The organism is Alcaligenes sp. Marseille-Q7550 (assembly GCF_965112015.1).
Genome location: NZ_CBCOPU010000001.1, coordinates 1383096 through 1399889 on the forward strand (window position 1 = coordinate 1383096; position 16794 = coordinate 1399889).

At 65.0% G+C, this 16794-nt stretch carries 15 protein-coding genes and 1 pseudogene; 13 read left to right on the top strand and 3 right to left on the bottom strand.

All coding sequences use genetic code 11. The features are described 5' to 3' along the window. The first annotated feature begins 64 nt into the window (after positions 1 to 64). The 10 genes from cheA (at position 65) to flhF (ending at position 13407) form a co-directional block, all read left to right on the top strand. Positions 65 to 2131 (top strand): chemotaxis protein CheA, encoded by a 2067-nt coding sequence (gene cheA, locus ACWPWO_RS06575; RefSeq protein WP_454005349.1) that lies wholly within the window; start codon positions 65 to 67, stop codon positions 2129 to 2131. 17 nt (positions 2132 to 2148) lie between these two features. After that, positions 2149 to 2649 (top strand): chemotaxis protein CheW, encoded by a 501-nt coding sequence (locus tag ACWPWO_RS06580; protein ID WP_394065140.1) that lies wholly within the window; start codon positions 2149 to 2151, stop codon positions 2647 to 2649. 79 nt (positions 2650 to 2728) lie between these two features. Beyond that, a complete protein-coding gene (locus tag ACWPWO_RS06585) occupies positions 2729 to 4462 on the top strand; it encodes a methyl-accepting chemotaxis protein (protein WP_454005351.1) in 1734 nt (577 codons plus the stop codon). A 3-nt stretch (positions 4463 to 4465) separates the two neighbouring features. Next, positions 4466 to 5308 carry a CheR family methyltransferase gene (locus ACWPWO_RS06590; RefSeq protein WP_454005353.1) on the top strand — a complete coding sequence of 281 codons (843 nt, stop codon included), beginning with the start codon at positions 4466 to 4468 and terminating at the stop codon, positions 5306 to 5308. Positions 5309 to 5343: 35 nt separating this feature from the next. Continuing rightward, entirely contained in the window at positions 5344 to 6402 is a 1059-nt protein-coding gene (locus ACWPWO_RS06595; RefSeq protein ID WP_454005355.1) for a protein-glutamate methylesterase/protein-glutamine glutaminase, read from the top strand. Between the two features lie 43 nt (positions 6403 to 6445). Beyond that, the gene (gene cheY / locus ACWPWO_RS06600; RefSeq protein WP_454005357.1) at positions 6446 to 6835 is read left to right on the top strand and encodes a chemotaxis response regulator CheY; all 390 of its coding nucleotides are present in this window, start codon (positions 6446 to 6448) and stop codon (positions 6833 to 6835) included. A 13-nt stretch (positions 6836 to 6848) separates the two neighbouring features. After that, entirely contained in the window at positions 6849 to 7490 is a 642-nt protein-coding gene (gene cheZ / locus ACWPWO_RS06605) for a protein phosphatase CheZ (protein WP_454005359.1), read from the top strand. A gap of 298 nt (positions 7491 to 7788) precedes the next feature. Continuing rightward, complete coding sequence (flhB, locus tag ACWPWO_RS06610) at positions 7789 to 8940, top strand: flagellar biosynthesis protein FlhB (protein WP_454005361.1); 1152 nt, start codon at positions 7789 to 7791, stop codon at positions 8938 to 8940. 4 nt (positions 8941 to 8944) lie between these two features. Beyond that, on the top strand, positions 8945 to 11056 hold the full coding sequence (flhA, locus tag ACWPWO_RS06615; RefSeq protein WP_454005363.1) for a flagellar biosynthesis protein FlhA: 2112 nt from the start codon (positions 8945 to 8947) through the stop codon (positions 11054 to 11056). Continuing rightward, complete coding sequence (flhF, locus tag ACWPWO_RS06620; protein WP_454005365.1) at positions 11053 to 13407, top strand: flagellar biosynthesis protein FlhF; 2355 nt, start codon at positions 11053 to 11055, stop codon at positions 13405 to 13407. The genes flhA and flhF overlap by 4 nt, the downstream gene beginning before the upstream one ends. An 85-nt stretch (positions 13408 to 13492) precedes the next feature. Here the strand turns inward: flhF and flgN are convergent, their stop codons facing one another. The 3 genes from flgN to flgA all read right to left on the bottom strand — a co-directional run bounded on the left by flgN (position 13493) and on the right by flgA (position 15056). Further along, positions 13493 to 13942: a flagellar export chaperone FlgN gene (gene flgN, locus ACWPWO_RS06625; RefSeq protein WP_454005367.1), complete on the bottom strand. Its 450-nt coding sequence runs from the start codon at positions 13940 to 13942 to the stop codon at positions 13493 to 13495. Between the two features lie 18 nt (positions 13943 to 13960). Further along, positions 13961 to 14245 (bottom strand): flagellar biosynthesis anti-sigma factor FlgM, encoded by a 285-nt coding sequence (flgM, locus tag ACWPWO_RS06630; protein WP_454005369.1) that lies wholly within the window; start codon positions 14243 to 14245, stop codon positions 13961 to 13963. An 85-nt stretch (positions 14246 to 14330) separates the two neighbouring features. Continuing rightward, positions 14331 to 15056 (bottom strand): flagellar basal body P-ring formation chaperone FlgA, encoded by a 726-nt coding sequence (gene flgA / locus ACWPWO_RS06635; RefSeq protein WP_454005371.1) that lies wholly within the window; start codon positions 15054 to 15056, stop codon positions 14331 to 14333. 169 nt (positions 15057 to 15225) lie between these two features. On the opposite strand from flgA, the gene flgB reads away from it, so the two are divergent. The 3 genes and pseudogenes from flgB (at position 15226) to ACWPWO_RS06650 (ending at position 16764) form a co-directional block, all read left to right on the top strand. Next, entirely contained in the window at positions 15226 to 15642 is a 417-nt protein-coding gene (flgB, locus tag ACWPWO_RS06640) for a flagellar basal body rod protein FlgB (protein WP_394065152.1), read from the top strand. Positions 15643 to 15654: 12 nt separating this feature from the next. Further along, a complete protein-coding gene (gene flgC, locus ACWPWO_RS06645) occupies positions 15655 to 16059 on the top strand; it encodes a flagellar basal body rod protein FlgC (protein ID WP_394065153.1) in 405 nt (134 codons plus the stop codon). 20 nt (positions 16060 to 16079) lie between these two features. Beyond that, a pseudogene (locus ACWPWO_RS06650) lies at positions 16080 to 16764 on the top strand (flagellar hook capping FlgD N-terminal domain-containing protein). The last annotated feature ends 30 nt before the right edge of the window (positions 16765 to 16794 follow it).

The window sequence follows — 16794 nt, forward strand, 5'->3', positions numbered from 1 at the left end:
CCCGCACAGACGGGCTGGACTTTTTGTTTAGATGTTCTAAGCCATTACCAAGAAGGAAGTGTTCATGAGCTCCGGCGTAGATCTGAGTCAGTTTTACGAAACCTTTTTCGATGAAGCCGATGAGCTGCTGGCCGACATGGAGCGCTTGCTGCTGGAGCTGGACCTGGACCAGCCCGATCGCGACCAGTTGAACGCCATCTTCCGTGCCGCCCATTCGATCAAGGGCGGGGCGGGTACATTTGGCTGCTTCACCCAGCTGGCTGAGACCACGCACCTGCTCGAGAACCTGCTGGACCTGGTCCGCAACGGCGAAATGCAACTGCGCAAGGACATGATCGACCTTTTTCTGGAAACCAAGGACGTGTTAACCGGACAAGTCACCGCCTACCGCGATGGAGAGGATCCCGACGAGGACGCCTACCGCCGCATCTGCGAACAATTGCGGCAGCTGGCCCTGGAACAGAAGGGCATCCTGACCACGCAGGAGCAGGCGCCCGCCGTTGCGGCCGAGCCTGAACCGGAGCCCGAACCTGAGCCGGCCCAGCCTGCCGAGACGTCGGGACTGCCCCTGTGGGTGTCGCTGGGCCCTGTGTCCGACAAGGATGCCGAGGCCCTGCAGCAGGAAATGGAATTGATGGGCACCATCGTGCACCAGTCGCGCGAGGGCCAGCGTCTGGACATCTGGCTGGAAACCACGGCCTCGGCCGATGACATCCAGGCCGTTTGCTGCTTCGTGGTCAACGCTGACCAGGTGACGGTCAAGTTCAGCGCGGCGCCTTCCCAGGCCGCCCACGCAGCGACATCCGCCGCGCCGGCGCCCGAGCCTGCCGCCTCGGCCCAGCCAGTTGCGGCCGCTCCCGCAGCGCACCCCGAAAGCGCGCCCGCCCCGGCTGCTGCCAAGCCAGCCGCCAAACCCGCGGCGAACGCCGCCAAGCCGGCCGCCGCCAAGGAGTCGGGCACCATACGCGTGGGCGTCGAGAAAGTGGACCAGATCATCAATCTGGTGGGCGAACTCGTCATCACCCAGGCCATGCTGGTGCAGACGGCCTCCACGCTGGATCCGGTCGTGCACGACCGGCTGCTCAACGGCATCGAACAGCTCGAGCGCAATGCGCGCGACCTGCAGGAATCGGTCATGTCCATTCGCATGATGCCCATGGACTACGTGTTCAGCCGCTTCCCCCGCGTGGTGCGCGAGAGCGCCGCCCGCATGAACAAGCAGATCCGCCTGGTCACCAAGGGGCAGGCGACCGAGCTGGACAAGAGCCTGATCGAACGCATCATCGATCCGCTGACGCACCTGGTGCGCAACAGCATCGACCACGGCATCGAGATGCCGGAGGATCGCATCGCCGCGGGCAAGGATGCCGAGGGCGTGCTGACGCTGTCCGCGCAGCACCAGGGCGGGCACATCATCATCGAAGTCGTGGACGACGGCGCGGGCCTGAATCGCGACAAGATCCTGAAGAAGGCCATGTCCTCGGGGCTGCCTGTCAGCGAAACCATGCCGGACGACGAAGTCTGGCAACTGATCTTCGCCCCGGGCTTCTCGACCGCCGACAAGGTCACGGAAATCTCGGGCCGGGGCGTGGGCATGGACGTGGTGCGACGCAACATCCAGAGCATGGGCGGCCATGTGCAGCTCTATTCGCGCGCCGGGGTGGGCACCACCACCCGCATCGTGCTGCCCCTGACCCTGGCCATCCTGGACGGCATGTCGGTGCAGGTGGGCAAGGAAGTGTTCATCCTGCCCCTGGCGCACGTGACCGAATCCATGCAGCCCACCCATGAACAGTTGCGTCGCGTCTCGGAAACCGACCACGTCATGTTCGTGCGCGGCGAGTACCTGCCCCTGATCTCCCTGCGGGACATCTTCTCGGTGGAGGACGCCGAAGTCGACGTGACGCGCGCCATCGCCGTCATCCTGCAGGCCGAGGACATGCGTTTCGCGCTGCTGGTCGACCATCTCATCGGCCAGCACCAGGTGGTGGTCAAGAACCTGGAAGCCAACTATCGCAAGATTCCGGGGATTTCCGCGGCAACCATTCTTGGTGACGGCAGCGTAGCCCTGATTGTTGATGTATTTGCCTTACAGCGTCTGGCCCGCGATCGCGCCGCCGCGCTGGTCTGATCTATCCGGAGACATGCATGTCCAACGACTTTAATTCCCATTCCGAAGCCGCTGAAGTCGGCGGCAAGGAGTACCTGGTTTTCACTCTGGGCGACCAGGAATACGGCATCGACATCCTGAAGGTGCAGGAAATCCGCGGCTACGACACCCAGACCGTGACGCGCATCGCCAATGTGCCCGGTTTCATCAAGGGCGTGACCAATCTGCGCGGCGTGATCGTGCCCATCGTGGACCTGCGCATCCGCTTCAACATGGAGAAAGTGGACTACGACCACCAGACCGTCGTCGTGATCCTGAACCTGAAGGAGCGCGTCGTGGGCGTGGTGGTGGACGGGGTGTCCGACGTGCTCGTGCTGCAATCCTCGCAGATCAGCGCCGCGCCCAGCTTCGGCACGGCCTTCTCCACGGAATACCTGACCGGCATCGGCACGCTCGGCGAGCGCATGCTGATCCTGGTCGATATCGAAAAACTCATGACCAGCGAGGAAATGGCGCTGGTCGACAGCGCAGTGGCCTGATCGCCGCAGGAGGCGCAGGTCGGGGGAGGCGCCAAAAGTGCCTCCGGTGTTCGGGTCTACTCTAGACAAGGTGCTTGTAATGCTGGATGGATTACGGTTGGCCAATCTGAAGGTGCGTACCAGTCTGATTCTGGTGCTGGTGTTCTTTTTGCTGATGCTGGTTGCAGGCGCGGCCCTGGGGATATTGTCCCTGCGCGGCAACAATCTGGCCCTGCAGAGCATCGTGACCAATCAGCGTGTCGGCTCTGCCATGTACCAGGCCATCGAGCGCTACAAGGACACCCAGACCCTGCTCGGGCGCGCAGCCGTCAGCTACGTGGTCAACAGCGATCTCCAGAATCAGGAGCTCATGTCCCAGTGGGGCGACGGCGACACGGCCAATGCCATCAGCTCGGCCACGCGCGAGATCATGGATGCGGCCCGCAAGCAGTTCGACCAGACGCAGAAAGCTTTTGCGCACTACCAGGAAATGGCCAAGCAGCTCAAGGACGGCGACGGCTATTATTCGCGCGTGGACGCCGCCTTCGCCTCCCTGATGCAGGGCGGCGTGCTGCCCTTGATCTCCTATCTGGACAAGGGCGACATCAGCGAATTCCGCAGTTACGTCACCACGACCACCAAGCTGCTGGAAGAAGACCTGTACAGCGCCCTGGGCACCTTGCACCGGAATCAGCAGGCCTCCATCGACGCCCAGTACCAGAAGGAAGCGGACCAGTACAACCTGGTCATCCGTCTGGTGGGGCTGGCCATGATCCTCTGCGTGCTGATCGCCCTGGCCGTCTATGTATTCCTGAACCGCATGGTGCTGCGTCCGCTGCGCCAGGCCGGGGAGCATTTCGACCGCATCGCCGGCGGCGACCTGACCCAGCGCGTGGAGATGAGCTCCACCAACGAGATCGGCGTGCTCTATGACGCCGTGCGCCGCATGCAGAGCAGCTTGCAGCGCATGGTCATGACGGTGCGCGAGGGCGTGGAAGAGATCACCTTCAGCTCGCGCGAGATCTACATGGGCAATACGGATCTGAGCAGCCGCACCGAGGATCAGGCCTCCTCCCTGCAGGAGACGGCGGCCAGCATGGAAGAACTGGCCAGCACCGTGCGGCAGAATTCGGACAATGCCCTGCAGGCGGACCGGGTTGCCAAGGGCGCCTCCGAAGTCGCCCTGCGCGGCGGCGCGGCCGTGGCCACGGTCGTTCGGACCATGGAAGAACTATCGGCCAGTTCGGGCCAGATCGCCCATATCGTCAGCGTGATCGACGGGATCGCGTTCCAGACCAACATCCTGGCTCTGAATGCGGCCGTGGAAGCCGCCCGCGCTGGCGAGCAGGGCAAGGGTTTCGCCGTGGTGGCGGGCGAAGTGCGCAGCCTGGCGCAGCGCAGCGCCCAGGCGGCCCGCGAGATCAAGGGCTTGATCGAGGAATCGCTGGCCAAGGTGGAAGCCGGCACCCGGCAGGTCGACGAGGCTGGCGAAGTCGTCAAGGAAGTGGTGGCGGCCGTGCAGAGCGTCACGACCATCATGGCGGAGATTTCCTCCGCCTCCAACGAACAATCCGAAGGCATCGAGCAGGTCAACCGCGCCGTGACGCAGATGGATACGGTAGTGCAGCAGAACGCCGCCCTGGTCGAGCAGGCGACGGCCGCGGCAGGCTCCCTGCAGGACCAGGCCACGCGCCTGTCGGACGCCGTGGCGGCCTTCAAGGTCAGCGCGCAGGACGTCATCGATGTGCCCTTCGACACTCCAGAGCTGGGCCGTTCCGGTTCGGATCCCGCCTTGTCGGCAAGACCTTTGGGCGGGGCGCTGGCCAGCCTGTAGTCTATGAGTACACCTGTGGAACCTTTCGTCTATACACTGCCGGTCATTCCGCAAGCCTCGCGCGCGGATTGCGAGCGGGCCGCGCGCCTGCTCAAGTCCCATGCGGGCATCATTCTGGGAACCCACAAGGAAGACATGGTGGCCCGGACGCTGGGCATGCGCACCCAGAAAGCCGGCATGACGGAGGTGCGCCAGTACCTGGACCTCCTGGAGCGTGATTCGCACAGCCTGCAATGGCAGGACTTCGTCAACGCCTTCACCATCAATCACACGGCCTTCTTTCGCGAACAGCATCACTTCGACATCCTGGGCAAGTTCGTCAGCAAGCGGCCCAAGCCGCTGGACATCTGGTGCAGCGCGGCCTCCACGGGCGAAGAAGCCTATTCCATCGCCATGACGGTGCGCGAGCATTGCGCTTCCCCCGATTCGGGGGTCTCCATCCTGGCGACCGATATCGACTCGGACGCGCTCGACAAGGCCCGCCAGGGCGTCTACACCCTGGAGCGCATCGAGCCGGTGCCCGAAGCCTGGCTGCCGCGCTATTTCCAGCGCGGGGTGGGCGCGCGCAAGGGGCTAGCCCGCGTCAAGCCGGCGCTGCGCCAGATGGTGGAATTCGACGAGTTCAATCTGGTGGGTTCGGCCTGGCCGGCGAACAACAGCTTCGACGTGATCTTCTGTCGCAACACGATGATCTATTTCGACCGCGAAGACCAGACACGCATCCTGGAGCGGTTCGCCGCCGTCATCAAGCCGGGCGGGCTGCTGTTCGTCGGGCATTCTGAAAACTTCTCCTACCTGACCAAGGCGTTCCGCCTGCTGGGCCAGACGGTCTACGTCAGGGATTGACCGCCCTCGGCGCTCGGAATCGGGACTTTGCAGCAATGAAGAAAATTCGAGTTTTATGTGTGGACGACTCCGCCCTGGTGCGCAGCCTCATGGTGGAGATCATCAACAGCCATGCGGACATGGAGGTCGTGGCCGTGGCGCCGGATCCGCTGGTCGCGCGCGAGCTCATCAAGGAACACAATCCGGATGTGCTGACGCTGGATGTGGAAATGCCGCGCATGGACGGCCTGGACTTCCTGGAGCGGCTGATGCGCCTGCGCCCCATGCCCGTGGTCATGGTGTCCTCGCTGACCGAGCGCAATTCCGACGTCACCCTGCGGGCGCTGGAGCTGGGCGCGGTGGATTTCGTCACCAAGCCCAAGCTGGGCCTGCGCGACGGCTTGCTAGACTATTCGGACCTGATCGCCGACAAGATACGCGCAGCCTCGATCGCGCGGCCGCGCCGCGCTGCGCCCCAACCGGCGGGCGCCGAGCCTGTGCGCAAGCTCACGCATGCGTTCTCCACCACGGAGAAGCTCATCATGATCGGCGCGTCCACCGGCGGCACCGAGGCCATCCGCCAGGTGCTTGAGCCCTTGCCGGCCAATTGCCCGGGCATCATGATCACCCAGCACATGCCGGCGGGCTTCACCCGCTCTTTCGTGAATCGCCTGGACGGGCTGTGCGCCATGCAGGTGCACGAAGCCGAGGATGGCCAGCGCGTGCTGCCCGGCCACGTGTACCTGGCCCCGGGCGGGGTGGCGCATATGAAGCTGGCGCGCTCGGGGGCCAATTATGTGGTCAAGCTGGTGGACAGCGAGCCGGTCAACCGGCACCGTCCGTCCGTGGATGTCCTGTTCCATTCCGCCGCCGAGGTGGCCGGCCGCAACGCCGTGGGCCTCATTCTGACCGGCATGGGCAAGGACGGCGCGCAGGGCCTGCTGGCCATGAAGCAGGCCGGCGCCCAGACCTTCGCGCAGGACGAAGCCACCTGCGTGGTGTTCGGCATGCCGCGCGAGGCCTTGCAGATCGGCGCCGCCGAAGTTGCGCTGCCCCTGGGGCAGATCAGTGAACGAATTCTGGCCAGTGTGGGGGCCTTCGGTCACCGCGTCTAAGCGGGCCGAAGCGCACTGGCAGTTACTCAATTGGAGAATGTGAATGGTACAAAAAAACTTAAAAATTCTCGTTGTCGATGATTTCCCGACCATGCGTCGGATCATCAAGAACCTGCTCAAGGATCTGTGCTACGAAAATGTGGACGAGGCCGAGGACGGCCAGATGGGGCTGGAGAAGCTGCGCAACGGCAATTTCGAGTTCGTGGTGTCGGACTGGAACATGCCGAACCTGGACGGCCTGGAGATGCTCAAGCAGATCCGCGCCGACGCGAACCTGTCCTCCCTGCCCGTGCTGATGGTCACGGCCGAGGCCAAGAAGGAGAACATCATTGCCGCGGCGCAGGCCGGCGCCAACGGCTACGGGGTCAAACCCTTTACCGCTGCGACGCTCGAAGAGAAGCTGAACAAGATATTCGAAAAGATGGGCGGTTGAAACGGAGGACGACATGGACCCACAGCAAACACCCACCCACCCGGAACCGCAGAACGTCCCGGCCGATCTGGTCTACCGCATCGCGAACCTGACCCGCATGCTGCGCGAAAGCATGCGCGAATTGGGGTTGGATCAGGCGATCAAGGATGCCGCGCACGCCATTCCCGATGCGCGCGACCGCCTGCATTATGTGGCTCGCATGACGGAGCAGGCCGCCAATCGCGTGCTGAACGCCGCCGAGCAGGTCCGTCCGTTGCAGGAAACCCTGCAGGCCGACGCCCAGGAGCTGGACGCCCAGTGGGAACAGTGGTTCGATCAGCCTCTGGATCAGGACCAGGCGCGCGACCTGGTCAAACGCACCCGCGCCTTTCTCAGCGACGTGCCGGTCAAGGCGCAGCAGACCCAGGACAATCTGCTGGAGATCATCATGGCTCAGGACTTCCAGGACCTGACCGGTCAGGTGATCACGCGCATGCTGGGCGTGGTCGGCGCCATCGAGACTGAACTGGTGCAGGTGCTGGTGGACAATGTGCCTACCGAAAAGCGCGAAGAGACGAACAGCCTGATCAACGGGCCGGTGGTGTCGGCGACGGCTTCCGAGGTGGTCACCAGCCAGGATCAGGTGGACGATCTGCTGGCCAATCTGGGGTTCTAGATCCTGCCCTGCGCCTGCCTGCGGGCAAATTTTTTCAAGGCGCTGCCCATGGCGGCGCTTTTTTTGCCGCCGGGCCGCCCCAAGGCAGAAAGCGCCCCCTCGGGGGGCAGCAAGCCGAAGGCGCAGCGTGGGGGCATTTTTTCTTGCGCGGGAACAGCCCGTGTTTATCGCCTTAGCTCCCGGCTATCAGGAGGGTGCAGGTCTCTTAGAATGACGGTCGGCGGCAGTGCGGGCGTAGGTCCCGCGCTGGGCGCCGGCTCCCCGTCCACCCATTCAATCCCATGCGTCTCGGCAGTCAATGGCAGAAGACAGCGATCTCGAAAAAACCGAACCGGCCTCGCCCCGGCGCCTGGAAAAGGCGCGGGAAGAAGGGCAGATCGCGCGTTCCCGGGAGCTGACGACTTTCCTGATGCTGTGCGCGGGCATAGGGGGCATCTGGGTGGGAGCGGGCCATTTCTACGAGACCCTGAGCGGTGTCGTGCGGCGCAGCGTATGGTTCGACCCGCGTCTGGGCCATGATTCCAAGGTCATGGTCACGCAGGCGGCCAACCTGGCGTTCGAGGCGCTGCTGGGCCTGGCGCCGCTGTTTCTCCTGCTGGTGGTCGTGGCCATGCTTGCTTCCATGGCGCTGGGCGGCATGACGTTCAGCAACAAGGCGCTGGCGCCCAAGTTCGAGCGCATGAATCCGCTCAAGGGCGTGCAGCGCATGTTCTCCGCCCAGACGGTCGTGGAGCTGATCAAGACGCTGGCCAAGGCCGGCTTGGTCGGCTCCGTGGCGGTGTATGTCATCTGGTCCCACCGCGACCAGATGACGGCGCTGATGTACGCCAGTCCGACCGAGGCCATCGCCTCGGGCATGGGCATCATCATCAAATGCTGTGCGTTGATCGCGGCCAGTCTGCTGGTCATCGTGCTGATCGATGCGCCCTGGCAGCTCTGGAGTTTCTACAAGAAGATGCGCATGTCGCGCCAGGACGTCAAGGAAGAACACAAGGAAAGCGAAGGCGATCCGCACGTGAAGGGCCGCATTCGCCAGCAGCAGCGCGCCATGGCGCGCTCGCGCATGATGGCGCAGGTGCCGGCGGCCGATGTCGTGGTGACCAACCCCACGCATTACGCGGTGGCCCTGCGCTACCAGGAGGGCAATGGCTCGGCGCCGCGCGTGGTGGCCAAGGGCACGGGCCTGGTCGCGGCGCGCATACGGGCGGCGGCCGCGCAGCACCACGTGGCCATGCTCGAGGCCCCGGCCCTGGCGCGCGCCCTGTATTTCAATGTCGAACTGGAGCGGGAGATTCCCGTGGACCTGTATGCCGCGGTGGCGGAGGTCCTGGCCTGGGTCTACCAGCTCCGCAACTGGAACAAAGGGCAGGGCGAACGGCCCGTGACGCCCACCCGGCTGAACGTGCCGGCCGGCATGGATGCCGGCCGCCTGCATTCGCGCACACACTGACGCAATGAACTCTATTTTCGCTCTATTCAAACAGAACGGCGGGCAGCACGCCCGCATGATGGCCGGCCCGGTGCTCATCCTCATGGTCATGGCCATGATGATTCTTCCCTTGCCGCCGTTCATTCTGGATCTGCTGTTCACGTTCAACATCGCGCTGGCCGTCATGATCCTGCTGGTGGCCATGTTCACCAAGAAGCCGCTGGACTTCGCCGCCTTCCCGGCCGTGCTGCTGTTCGCGACCCTGCTGCGGCTGGCGCTGAACGTGGCCTCGACTCGGGTGGTGCTGATGCACGGTCACAAGGGGCCGGACGCAGCGGGGCAGGTGATCGAGGCATTCGGGCATTTCCTGGTCGGAGGCAACTTCGCCGTCGGCCTGATCGTCTTCGTGATCCTGGTGATCATCAACTTCGTGGTGATCACCAAGGGCGCGGGGCGCATCGCGGAAGTGGGCGCGCGCTTCACCCTGGACGCCTTGCCGGGCAAGCAGATGGCCATCGACGCCGATCTGAACGCCGGCCTGATCGGCGAGGACGAGGCGCGTCGCCGGCGCAGCGAAGTGTCCCAGGAGGCCGAGTTCTACGGCTCCATGGACGGCGCCAGCAAGTTCGTGCGCGGCGATGCGGTCGCGGGCCTGCTCATCATGGTCATCAACGTGATCGGTGGCCTGATCATCGGCGTGCTGCAGCATGATCTGTCTTTCTCGGAGGCCGGCCGCGTCTACACGCTGCTGACCATCGGCGACGGTCTGGTGGCCCAGATTCCCGCCCTGATCATCTCCACGGCGGCCGGCGTGGTGGTCTCGCGCGTGGCCACGGACGAAGACGTGGGCCAGCAGATGGTCAGCCAGTTGTTCCGCAATCCCGTGGTGATGTACATCACGGCGGGCATCCTGGGATTGATGGGCTTGATTCCGGGCATACCCAATCTGGTCTTTCTGCTGCTGGCGGCCATTCTGGCCGGCGGCGCCTGGATGATGCAGAAGCACCAGGCCGAACAAGTCCAGCAGGCCGGGGAGCCGCCCGAGCAGGTCCAGGCGACTGCCGAGGCGGCGGCGGCCGAAGCCAGCTGGGGCGATGTGACCATGGCGGATCCCTTGGGGCTGGAGGTGGGCTACCGGCTCATTTCCCTGGTGGATCACGCCCAGAACGGGGAGTTGCTGCATCGCATCCGCAGCCTGCGCAAGAAATTCGCCCAGGACGTGGGCTTCCTGCCGCCCGTCGTGCACATACGCGACAACCTGGAGCTCAAGCCCCACGATTACCGCATCCTGCTGTCGGGCGTGGAGATCGGCCGCGACACGGCCACCCCGGGCCAGTGGCTGGCCATCGATCCGGGCGGGGTCACCATGAAGCTGCCCGGCACGCCGACCACCGATCCCGCCTTCGGCCTGCCCGCCGTCTGGGTGGACGTGTCGCTGCGCGAGCAGGCGCAGATCGCCGGCTACACCGTGGTGGACGCCAGCACGGTGATCGCCACGCACATCAATCATCTGCTGCATCGCCATGGCGCCGACCTGCTGGGCCGTCAGGAAGTTCAGCAACTGCTGGATCACGTGGGCCGCGAGGCGCCCAAGCTGGTCGAGGACTTCGTTCCGCAGACCATTTCGCTCAGCCTGCTGCTCAAGGTCCTGCGCGGCCTGCTGGCCGAGGATGTGCCCATCCGCGACATGCGCACCATCGTGGAGACCCTGGCCGAGCATGCGCCGCGGCTGCTGGGCCAGAATGGCGCCGCTACCGGCAACGAGGCCGGCGAGTTGCTGGCCGTGCTGCGCGTGGCCTTGGGCCGGGCCATCATCCAGCAGTGGTTCCCGGGCGAGGGCGAGTTGCGCGTCATCGGCCTGGATGCGCGCCTGGAACGCGTGCTGACGCAGGCGCTGACCAGCAGCGGCGCCCTGGAGCCGGGCCTGGCCGAATCCGTCCTGACCGAAGCCATGCGCGCTTCGCAGTTCCAGGAAGAGCACGGCGATCCTCCGGTGCTGGTCGTGCCGCCCGTCTTGCGCGCGTCCCTGGCGCGTTTCCTGCGTCATCACATCCCGCAGCTGGGAGTCTTGTCGAATGCCGAAATTCCTGAAGAGCGCATGCTTCGGGTGACAACAATCATTGGTCAGTCCGCATGAATATAAGCCGTTTTTTTGGCAGTACCAGCCGGGAAGCCATGCGCCAGGTGCGCATCGCACTCGGGCCGGATGCCTTGATCGTTTCCAACCGCCGCGTCAACGGCGGCGTCGAGATCCTGGCCACCGACGCCACATCGGTGCCGGAATCCGCCATCCGCGACGTGCCTGCGCCGGTCGCCCCTGCGCCGGCTCCCAACCAGGCGGCCGGCATGCGCCAGGAGATGGCGCCGCCGCCGGGCGCCGACAATGTCATGGGCGCCATCGGCGCCTTGCGGGGAGCCCTGGAAGGGCGCATGGACGATCTGGTCTGGAGCCACCAGATGCGGCGCTCGCCAGTGGCCGTCAATCTATTCCAGTCCTTGCTGGCGCAGGGGTTCAGCACGGCCCTGCTGCGCGCCATGCTCAAGCGCCTGCCGGACAATCTCAGCGCTCGCGCCGCTCTGCAATGGGCGCGCACCGAACTGGAGACGCATCTGCCGGTGCTGCGCTCCGAAGAGTCCCTGTGGCAGCCCGGACTGGCGCTGGCGCTGGTCGGCCCCACGGGCGTGGGCAAGACCACCACGCTGGCCAAGCTGGCGGCGCGGGCCGTGCGTCGTTTCGGCCCGGAGCGCGGGGTCCTGCTGACCACGGATACCTACCGGATCGGCGCGCACGAGCAGCTCAAGATCTACGGCGATCTGATGCGGGTGCCGGTGCATATCGTCCAGGACGTGCAGCAGTTGCGCAGCCTGGTGCTGGGCGTGCGCCCCGACCAACTGATCCTGATCGACAACGTGGGCATCAGCCAGCGCGACCGCTACGTGCGCGAGCAGGCGGCGCTGCTGGCGGGGGCCGGCCGGCGCGTGCAGCGCCTGCTGGTGCTCAACGCGGCCAGCCAGGGCGACACGCTGGATGAAGTGGCACGCAGCTATACCCAGGACGGCGGCACGCCGCTGAGCGGCTGCATCGTGTCCAAGGTCGACGAAGCCATCAAGCTGGGGGCCCCGCTGGACACGGCCATCCGCTTCAAGCTGCCCATCCATTATGTGTCCACCGGCCAGAAGGTGCCCGAGGACCTGCGCTTCATGTCCGCCGCCGAACTGGTGGACTCGGCCTTGCAGGTGCGCGAAAGCCAACGGCCGCTGTATTCGCCCACTCAAGGCGATCTGGCTGCCTTGCTGCAGTCGGACGGACAGATTGCCCAGGAACAGGAGCTGGAGCAGGAACGCCGCGCGCGGGTGCTGCCACGGCTGTTGGCCGCGGCCTCGGCCGGGGCTCCCGTGTCGGTGGAGCAGGCGCGGCGCGCGGCCGCCGTCCTGGACGAGCGTCTGGCCTGTGCGGAGGCGTATGATTTCTGGAGGGATCTGCACGCGCAGGACGTCCAGCCGGAGCTGGGCGAGGTCGCACAGCGAGGAGCGGCCTTGATGCGCGCCGCGCGGCAGGAAATGACGGATGCGGACGTCAAGCGCCTGCTGGTCATCCATGCGGATCAGGCACTGACAGGCGGCCAGGAGCAGTTGTCCCTGAGCTATCTCTTCAGTCCTCAGGGCCAGGCCCTGAGCGTGCCGTATTATCAGCGCCAATCCCCGGCGGACTGGTCCGACGCGCGGGGCGTGCGCACGCTGCAGCGCCCCAGTCCCGCCCAGGCTTTGAGCCAGGCCATGGAAGTGCTCAACAGCCAGGCGGATCCCGTGAGCCTGCTGCATATATTCGAAGGCGGCTCGCCCACGATGTGGCGGCAGTGGGCGGCCATGCCCGCCGACTGGCTGGCGCTGATTCCGGGCGCCTCCTCCTTGTGGCACAAGGATGGGCAGACCACGCCCAATGCCTTGTGCAAGCAATTGTCTTTCCATGCCGTACCGGACTTGCCCGCCCGCCTGCACATGGAGTCCCTGGGACGCTTGCGCCTGGGCGAGATCGCCCTCTGGCATGCGCATACGCGGGTGCACCTGAGGCAGAGGAACGCGCCCCCGGTGCCGTTCGACCTGGTCTTGCTGCGCACGGTGCGCCGCCACGACGGCAAGGTGCTCAAGACACGGTTCGCGCTGGTGCACATGCGTGATGGCGTCGAGCCCATCGCGCCAGCCAGCCTGGCCTGCTACATGATGTTGCGCGCCGAAGCTCAGGACATGGCGCGCCTGCTGGCGCCCATGCTGCCATTCTTGCGGCCGGCCGCCTCCGCCGCCGACGAGGAGCTTCGTCTGCTGGCGGCGGGCCAGATGAGCCTGGCGGCGTGGGATCTGTTGCAGGCTCCGGAAAACATGGGCGTGCGCCAACTGGCCGGCCGCTTGTTGGGAAAGGGCGCACTGAAGACGGGGCAATCGGTGGACGCCCTGGTCAAGATGCTGGTGCTCAAGGAAGCCATGAGCTGAGCGGACCAATGGCGGCCACAGCGGCCAAGCAGACAGAACAAAGGCCCCTCGCGAGGGGCCTTTGACTTGAGTGCAGCGCTTGCGTTCAGGCCTTGAGGCTGAGCGGCGAGCTGCTGGACTGCGACTTGCCCGACGCGTCGTAGAAATGGGTGCGCCCGCTGAAGGCGGCCAGGGCGTCGAGCGCTTGCTGGTTGTCCGCCAGGAAGGCGTCCACCAGTATCCCGTTGTTTTCGCTCAGGGAACGCACGCGATCGCTGAGCTCGAACATCTGTTCGAGCTCGTCCTGGAGCTGGTCCTGCTCCGCAGCCAACCGCAAGCCTTGGGCTTGCGTATCCAGCTGCCGGTCCTGAAGCAAGGCGACGCGCTGTTGTTCGAGCTGCTCGATCTGCTCCAGGATCTGGTATTTGCGCAAGGTGATCTGCGCCAGTTCCTGGGGTTCGAAAGCGCGCAACAGCAGCGCGTTCTCGTCGATCAGCAGGGTTTCAAGAGTCCGCAGCGTCTGCAGGTGGTCGGCGAGGCAGTTTTGCAAAGACATGGCCGTGGCGGAGCGGGTTTATTTGAGAAGGTCGCGCGCGGTGGCGATGAGCGAGTCCGCGATGCGGCTGGTGTCGATCTTCAGTTGCCCCGAGGCGATGGCATCGCGCAGGGCGCTGACTTTCTGCATGTCCACGTCGCCGGCGCTGTCCTGCAGGGAATTGAGCTGCCGGGCGGCGGCGCTGAAATCCACTTCCTGGCTGGCGGTCGGCGAACCGGCGCCGTAGGCATTGCGCGCCTGGCTGGAGACGGTGCCGCTGCGTTCAGCCACGGGCGTCTTGAGAGGGGAGGTGGTGATTTTCACGTGTTTCTCCGTGGGGCCTGTTCTTTGCGTTGATCTTGTAACGGCGGGGCAGCCGGGAACTTTAGCATGGCGGCGGATTCCCGTCCTACATCATGACCTGGACGGTGGAGGCGTCCAGCACGGTGGCCGAAATGATCTGCCCGGAACTGGCCTTGATCTGGATCTGCATGCCAGGCGCGCCGCTCTGCAGGGCCTGGCCTTCGCCCGTCGCCACGAAGCCCGCGCCGCGCGCGATGGTGCGCACGGTCTGGCCGCGCATGACCGACTGCGGATCGCGCAACGCCGAGCTGCGGATGGGAGTGCCCAGGGCGATGCGCTGGCTGGCGACAAAGCCCACGATCTGGCTTGGGTCGAATGCCACGCCGGAAGCCAGTTGCAGCAAATCTCCTTCGCGCGCCACCAGATCGTCCAGGCTGATTGTCTCTCCTGGATTGATGCGGCGATTGGTGACGTAGTAGTGGCCTTGGACCGACAAGGTGGCGTTCACCGAACTGCTCCAGGGCTGGGGGGCCAGGCAGCGCACGCCCACGCTCATGCGCGCGCGCAGGCGCTGGCCGCTGGGCAGGAAGGCCTGGGCCTGGCGGCAGGCCGGCATGGCGTGCAGGCGCGCCGCGTCCAGGGTGATCTGCGCCTGGCCGGGAAGGACCTGCGCCTGCGCCAGAAGGTAGTCGTGCACCATGGCCTGCATGTCCTCGACCGTCTGGACGGCGGGCTGCTCCTGCTGTTCTTGTTGCGGCTGCTGCGCGCCCGCCGGGCAGGCCAGGCAGGCGGCGGACAGGTACAGGACGGAAAGCAGGCGATTGGGCGTCATGAAGGCATTTTACGGAGTCGGGCTCGTCGTCAAGAGAAGAACTGGCAGACAAATAGCGTTTTGTTCCCTGGTTTGTGCCTGGACGCCTCTGGCTACCATTCTGTTATGGCGGTGAAAGGCTTGCGCCTGTTCACCCGTTTCGAACCCATAGTGATTTCCGCTTGATTCCATGATCGATCGCATCGGTGCCGACCTGAAGTTCTACCAGACCGCCCTGGCTGTGCGCCAGGAGCGCCAGGAAGTGCTGGCTTCCAATATCGCCAATGCCGACACGCCTAATTATAAGGCGCGGGATATGGATTTCTCCGCGTCGCTCAAGGCCGCCCTGGGCGGGGGAGGCAATCAGCGCCTGCCCGATACCAGCCTGTCCCTGACCTCGGCGCGCCATATCGCGGCCAAGGCCGTGACGCCGCCGGTCACGGACCAGCTCTTGTATCGCCTGCCCACCCAGCCTTCCATCGACGGCAATACGGTCGAGATGGACGTCGAGCGCGTGCAGTTCGCCGACAACACCATGCATTACCAGAGCACCATCAGTCTTCTGTCACAGCGCCTCAAGGGCCTGATGACCGCCCTGCAGCAATAAGCGCGAGTTCCCATGTCCAGTCTCAGCATTTTCCAGATCGCCGGCTCCGCGCTGGCGGCCCAGTCCCAGCGCCTGAACGTGTCGGCCAGCAATATCGCCAATGCCGACAGCGTGGCGGGGCCCGATGGCCAGCCTTACAAGGCCCGCGAGGTCGTTTTCCAGATGACGCCCCAGGGGCAGAGCCCGATCGGCGGCGTGCAGGTCGCGGCCGTGCGCGAAAGTTCGGCGCCCGGTCGCCTGCAGTATGACCCGGGCAATCCGCATGCGGACGAACAAGGCTACGTGATGATGCCCAATGTGGACGTGGTGGCCGAGACCGTCAACATGATTGCGGCCTCGCGTTCCTACCAGGCCAACGTGGAGGTGATCAATACCTCCAAGAATCTCATGATGCGCACTTTGAGCATCGGTCAGTAAGCCCGAATACGGAGCAGATCTTGAGCACTGTCAATAACAACGTTGATGCGTCGGTCGCCGCACTGGGCATGGCCAACGCCCAGAGCAAGAACCTGATGGCCGACACGCAGGATCGTTTCCTGACGCTGTTGGTGACGCAGCTGCGTAACCAGGACCCCCTCAACCCCATGGACAACGCCCAGGTCACTTCGCAGATCGCGCAGATGTCGACCGTCAATGGCATCACGCAGCTGAACAACACCCTGATGGCCGTGGCCGGCCAGATGGATGTGACCCAGTCCATGCAGGCGGCCGGGCTGATCGGCAAGGAGGTCCTGGTTCCCGGCAGCAAGGTGTTGCTGGGCAGCGACGCGGAAGGCCAGAAGGTCGCCACGCCGTTCGGCATAGACCTGGCCGAGCTCGAGCACCACGACCAAGGTCCAGATCCTGGACAGCAGCGGCAAGGTGGTGCGCGAGTACGACAAGGGCGCCCTGAAGGCCGGCGTCTATTCCATGGAATGGGACGGACTTGACAACGACGGCCTGCCGCTGGCCGACGGCGCCTACACCGCCAAGGTGCTGGCGAGCAATGACGGCGAGGCCGTCACTGCGGAAGCCCTGACTTACGGGAAGGTGGGCAGCGTGGCCTACACCTCCACTGGATTGAAGCTGGACCTGGGACTGGCGGGTTCTTACTCCCTGCTGGACATACGCAAAATCATGTAAGGCCCGCGCGCGCGCCGGACCTGTTCAACG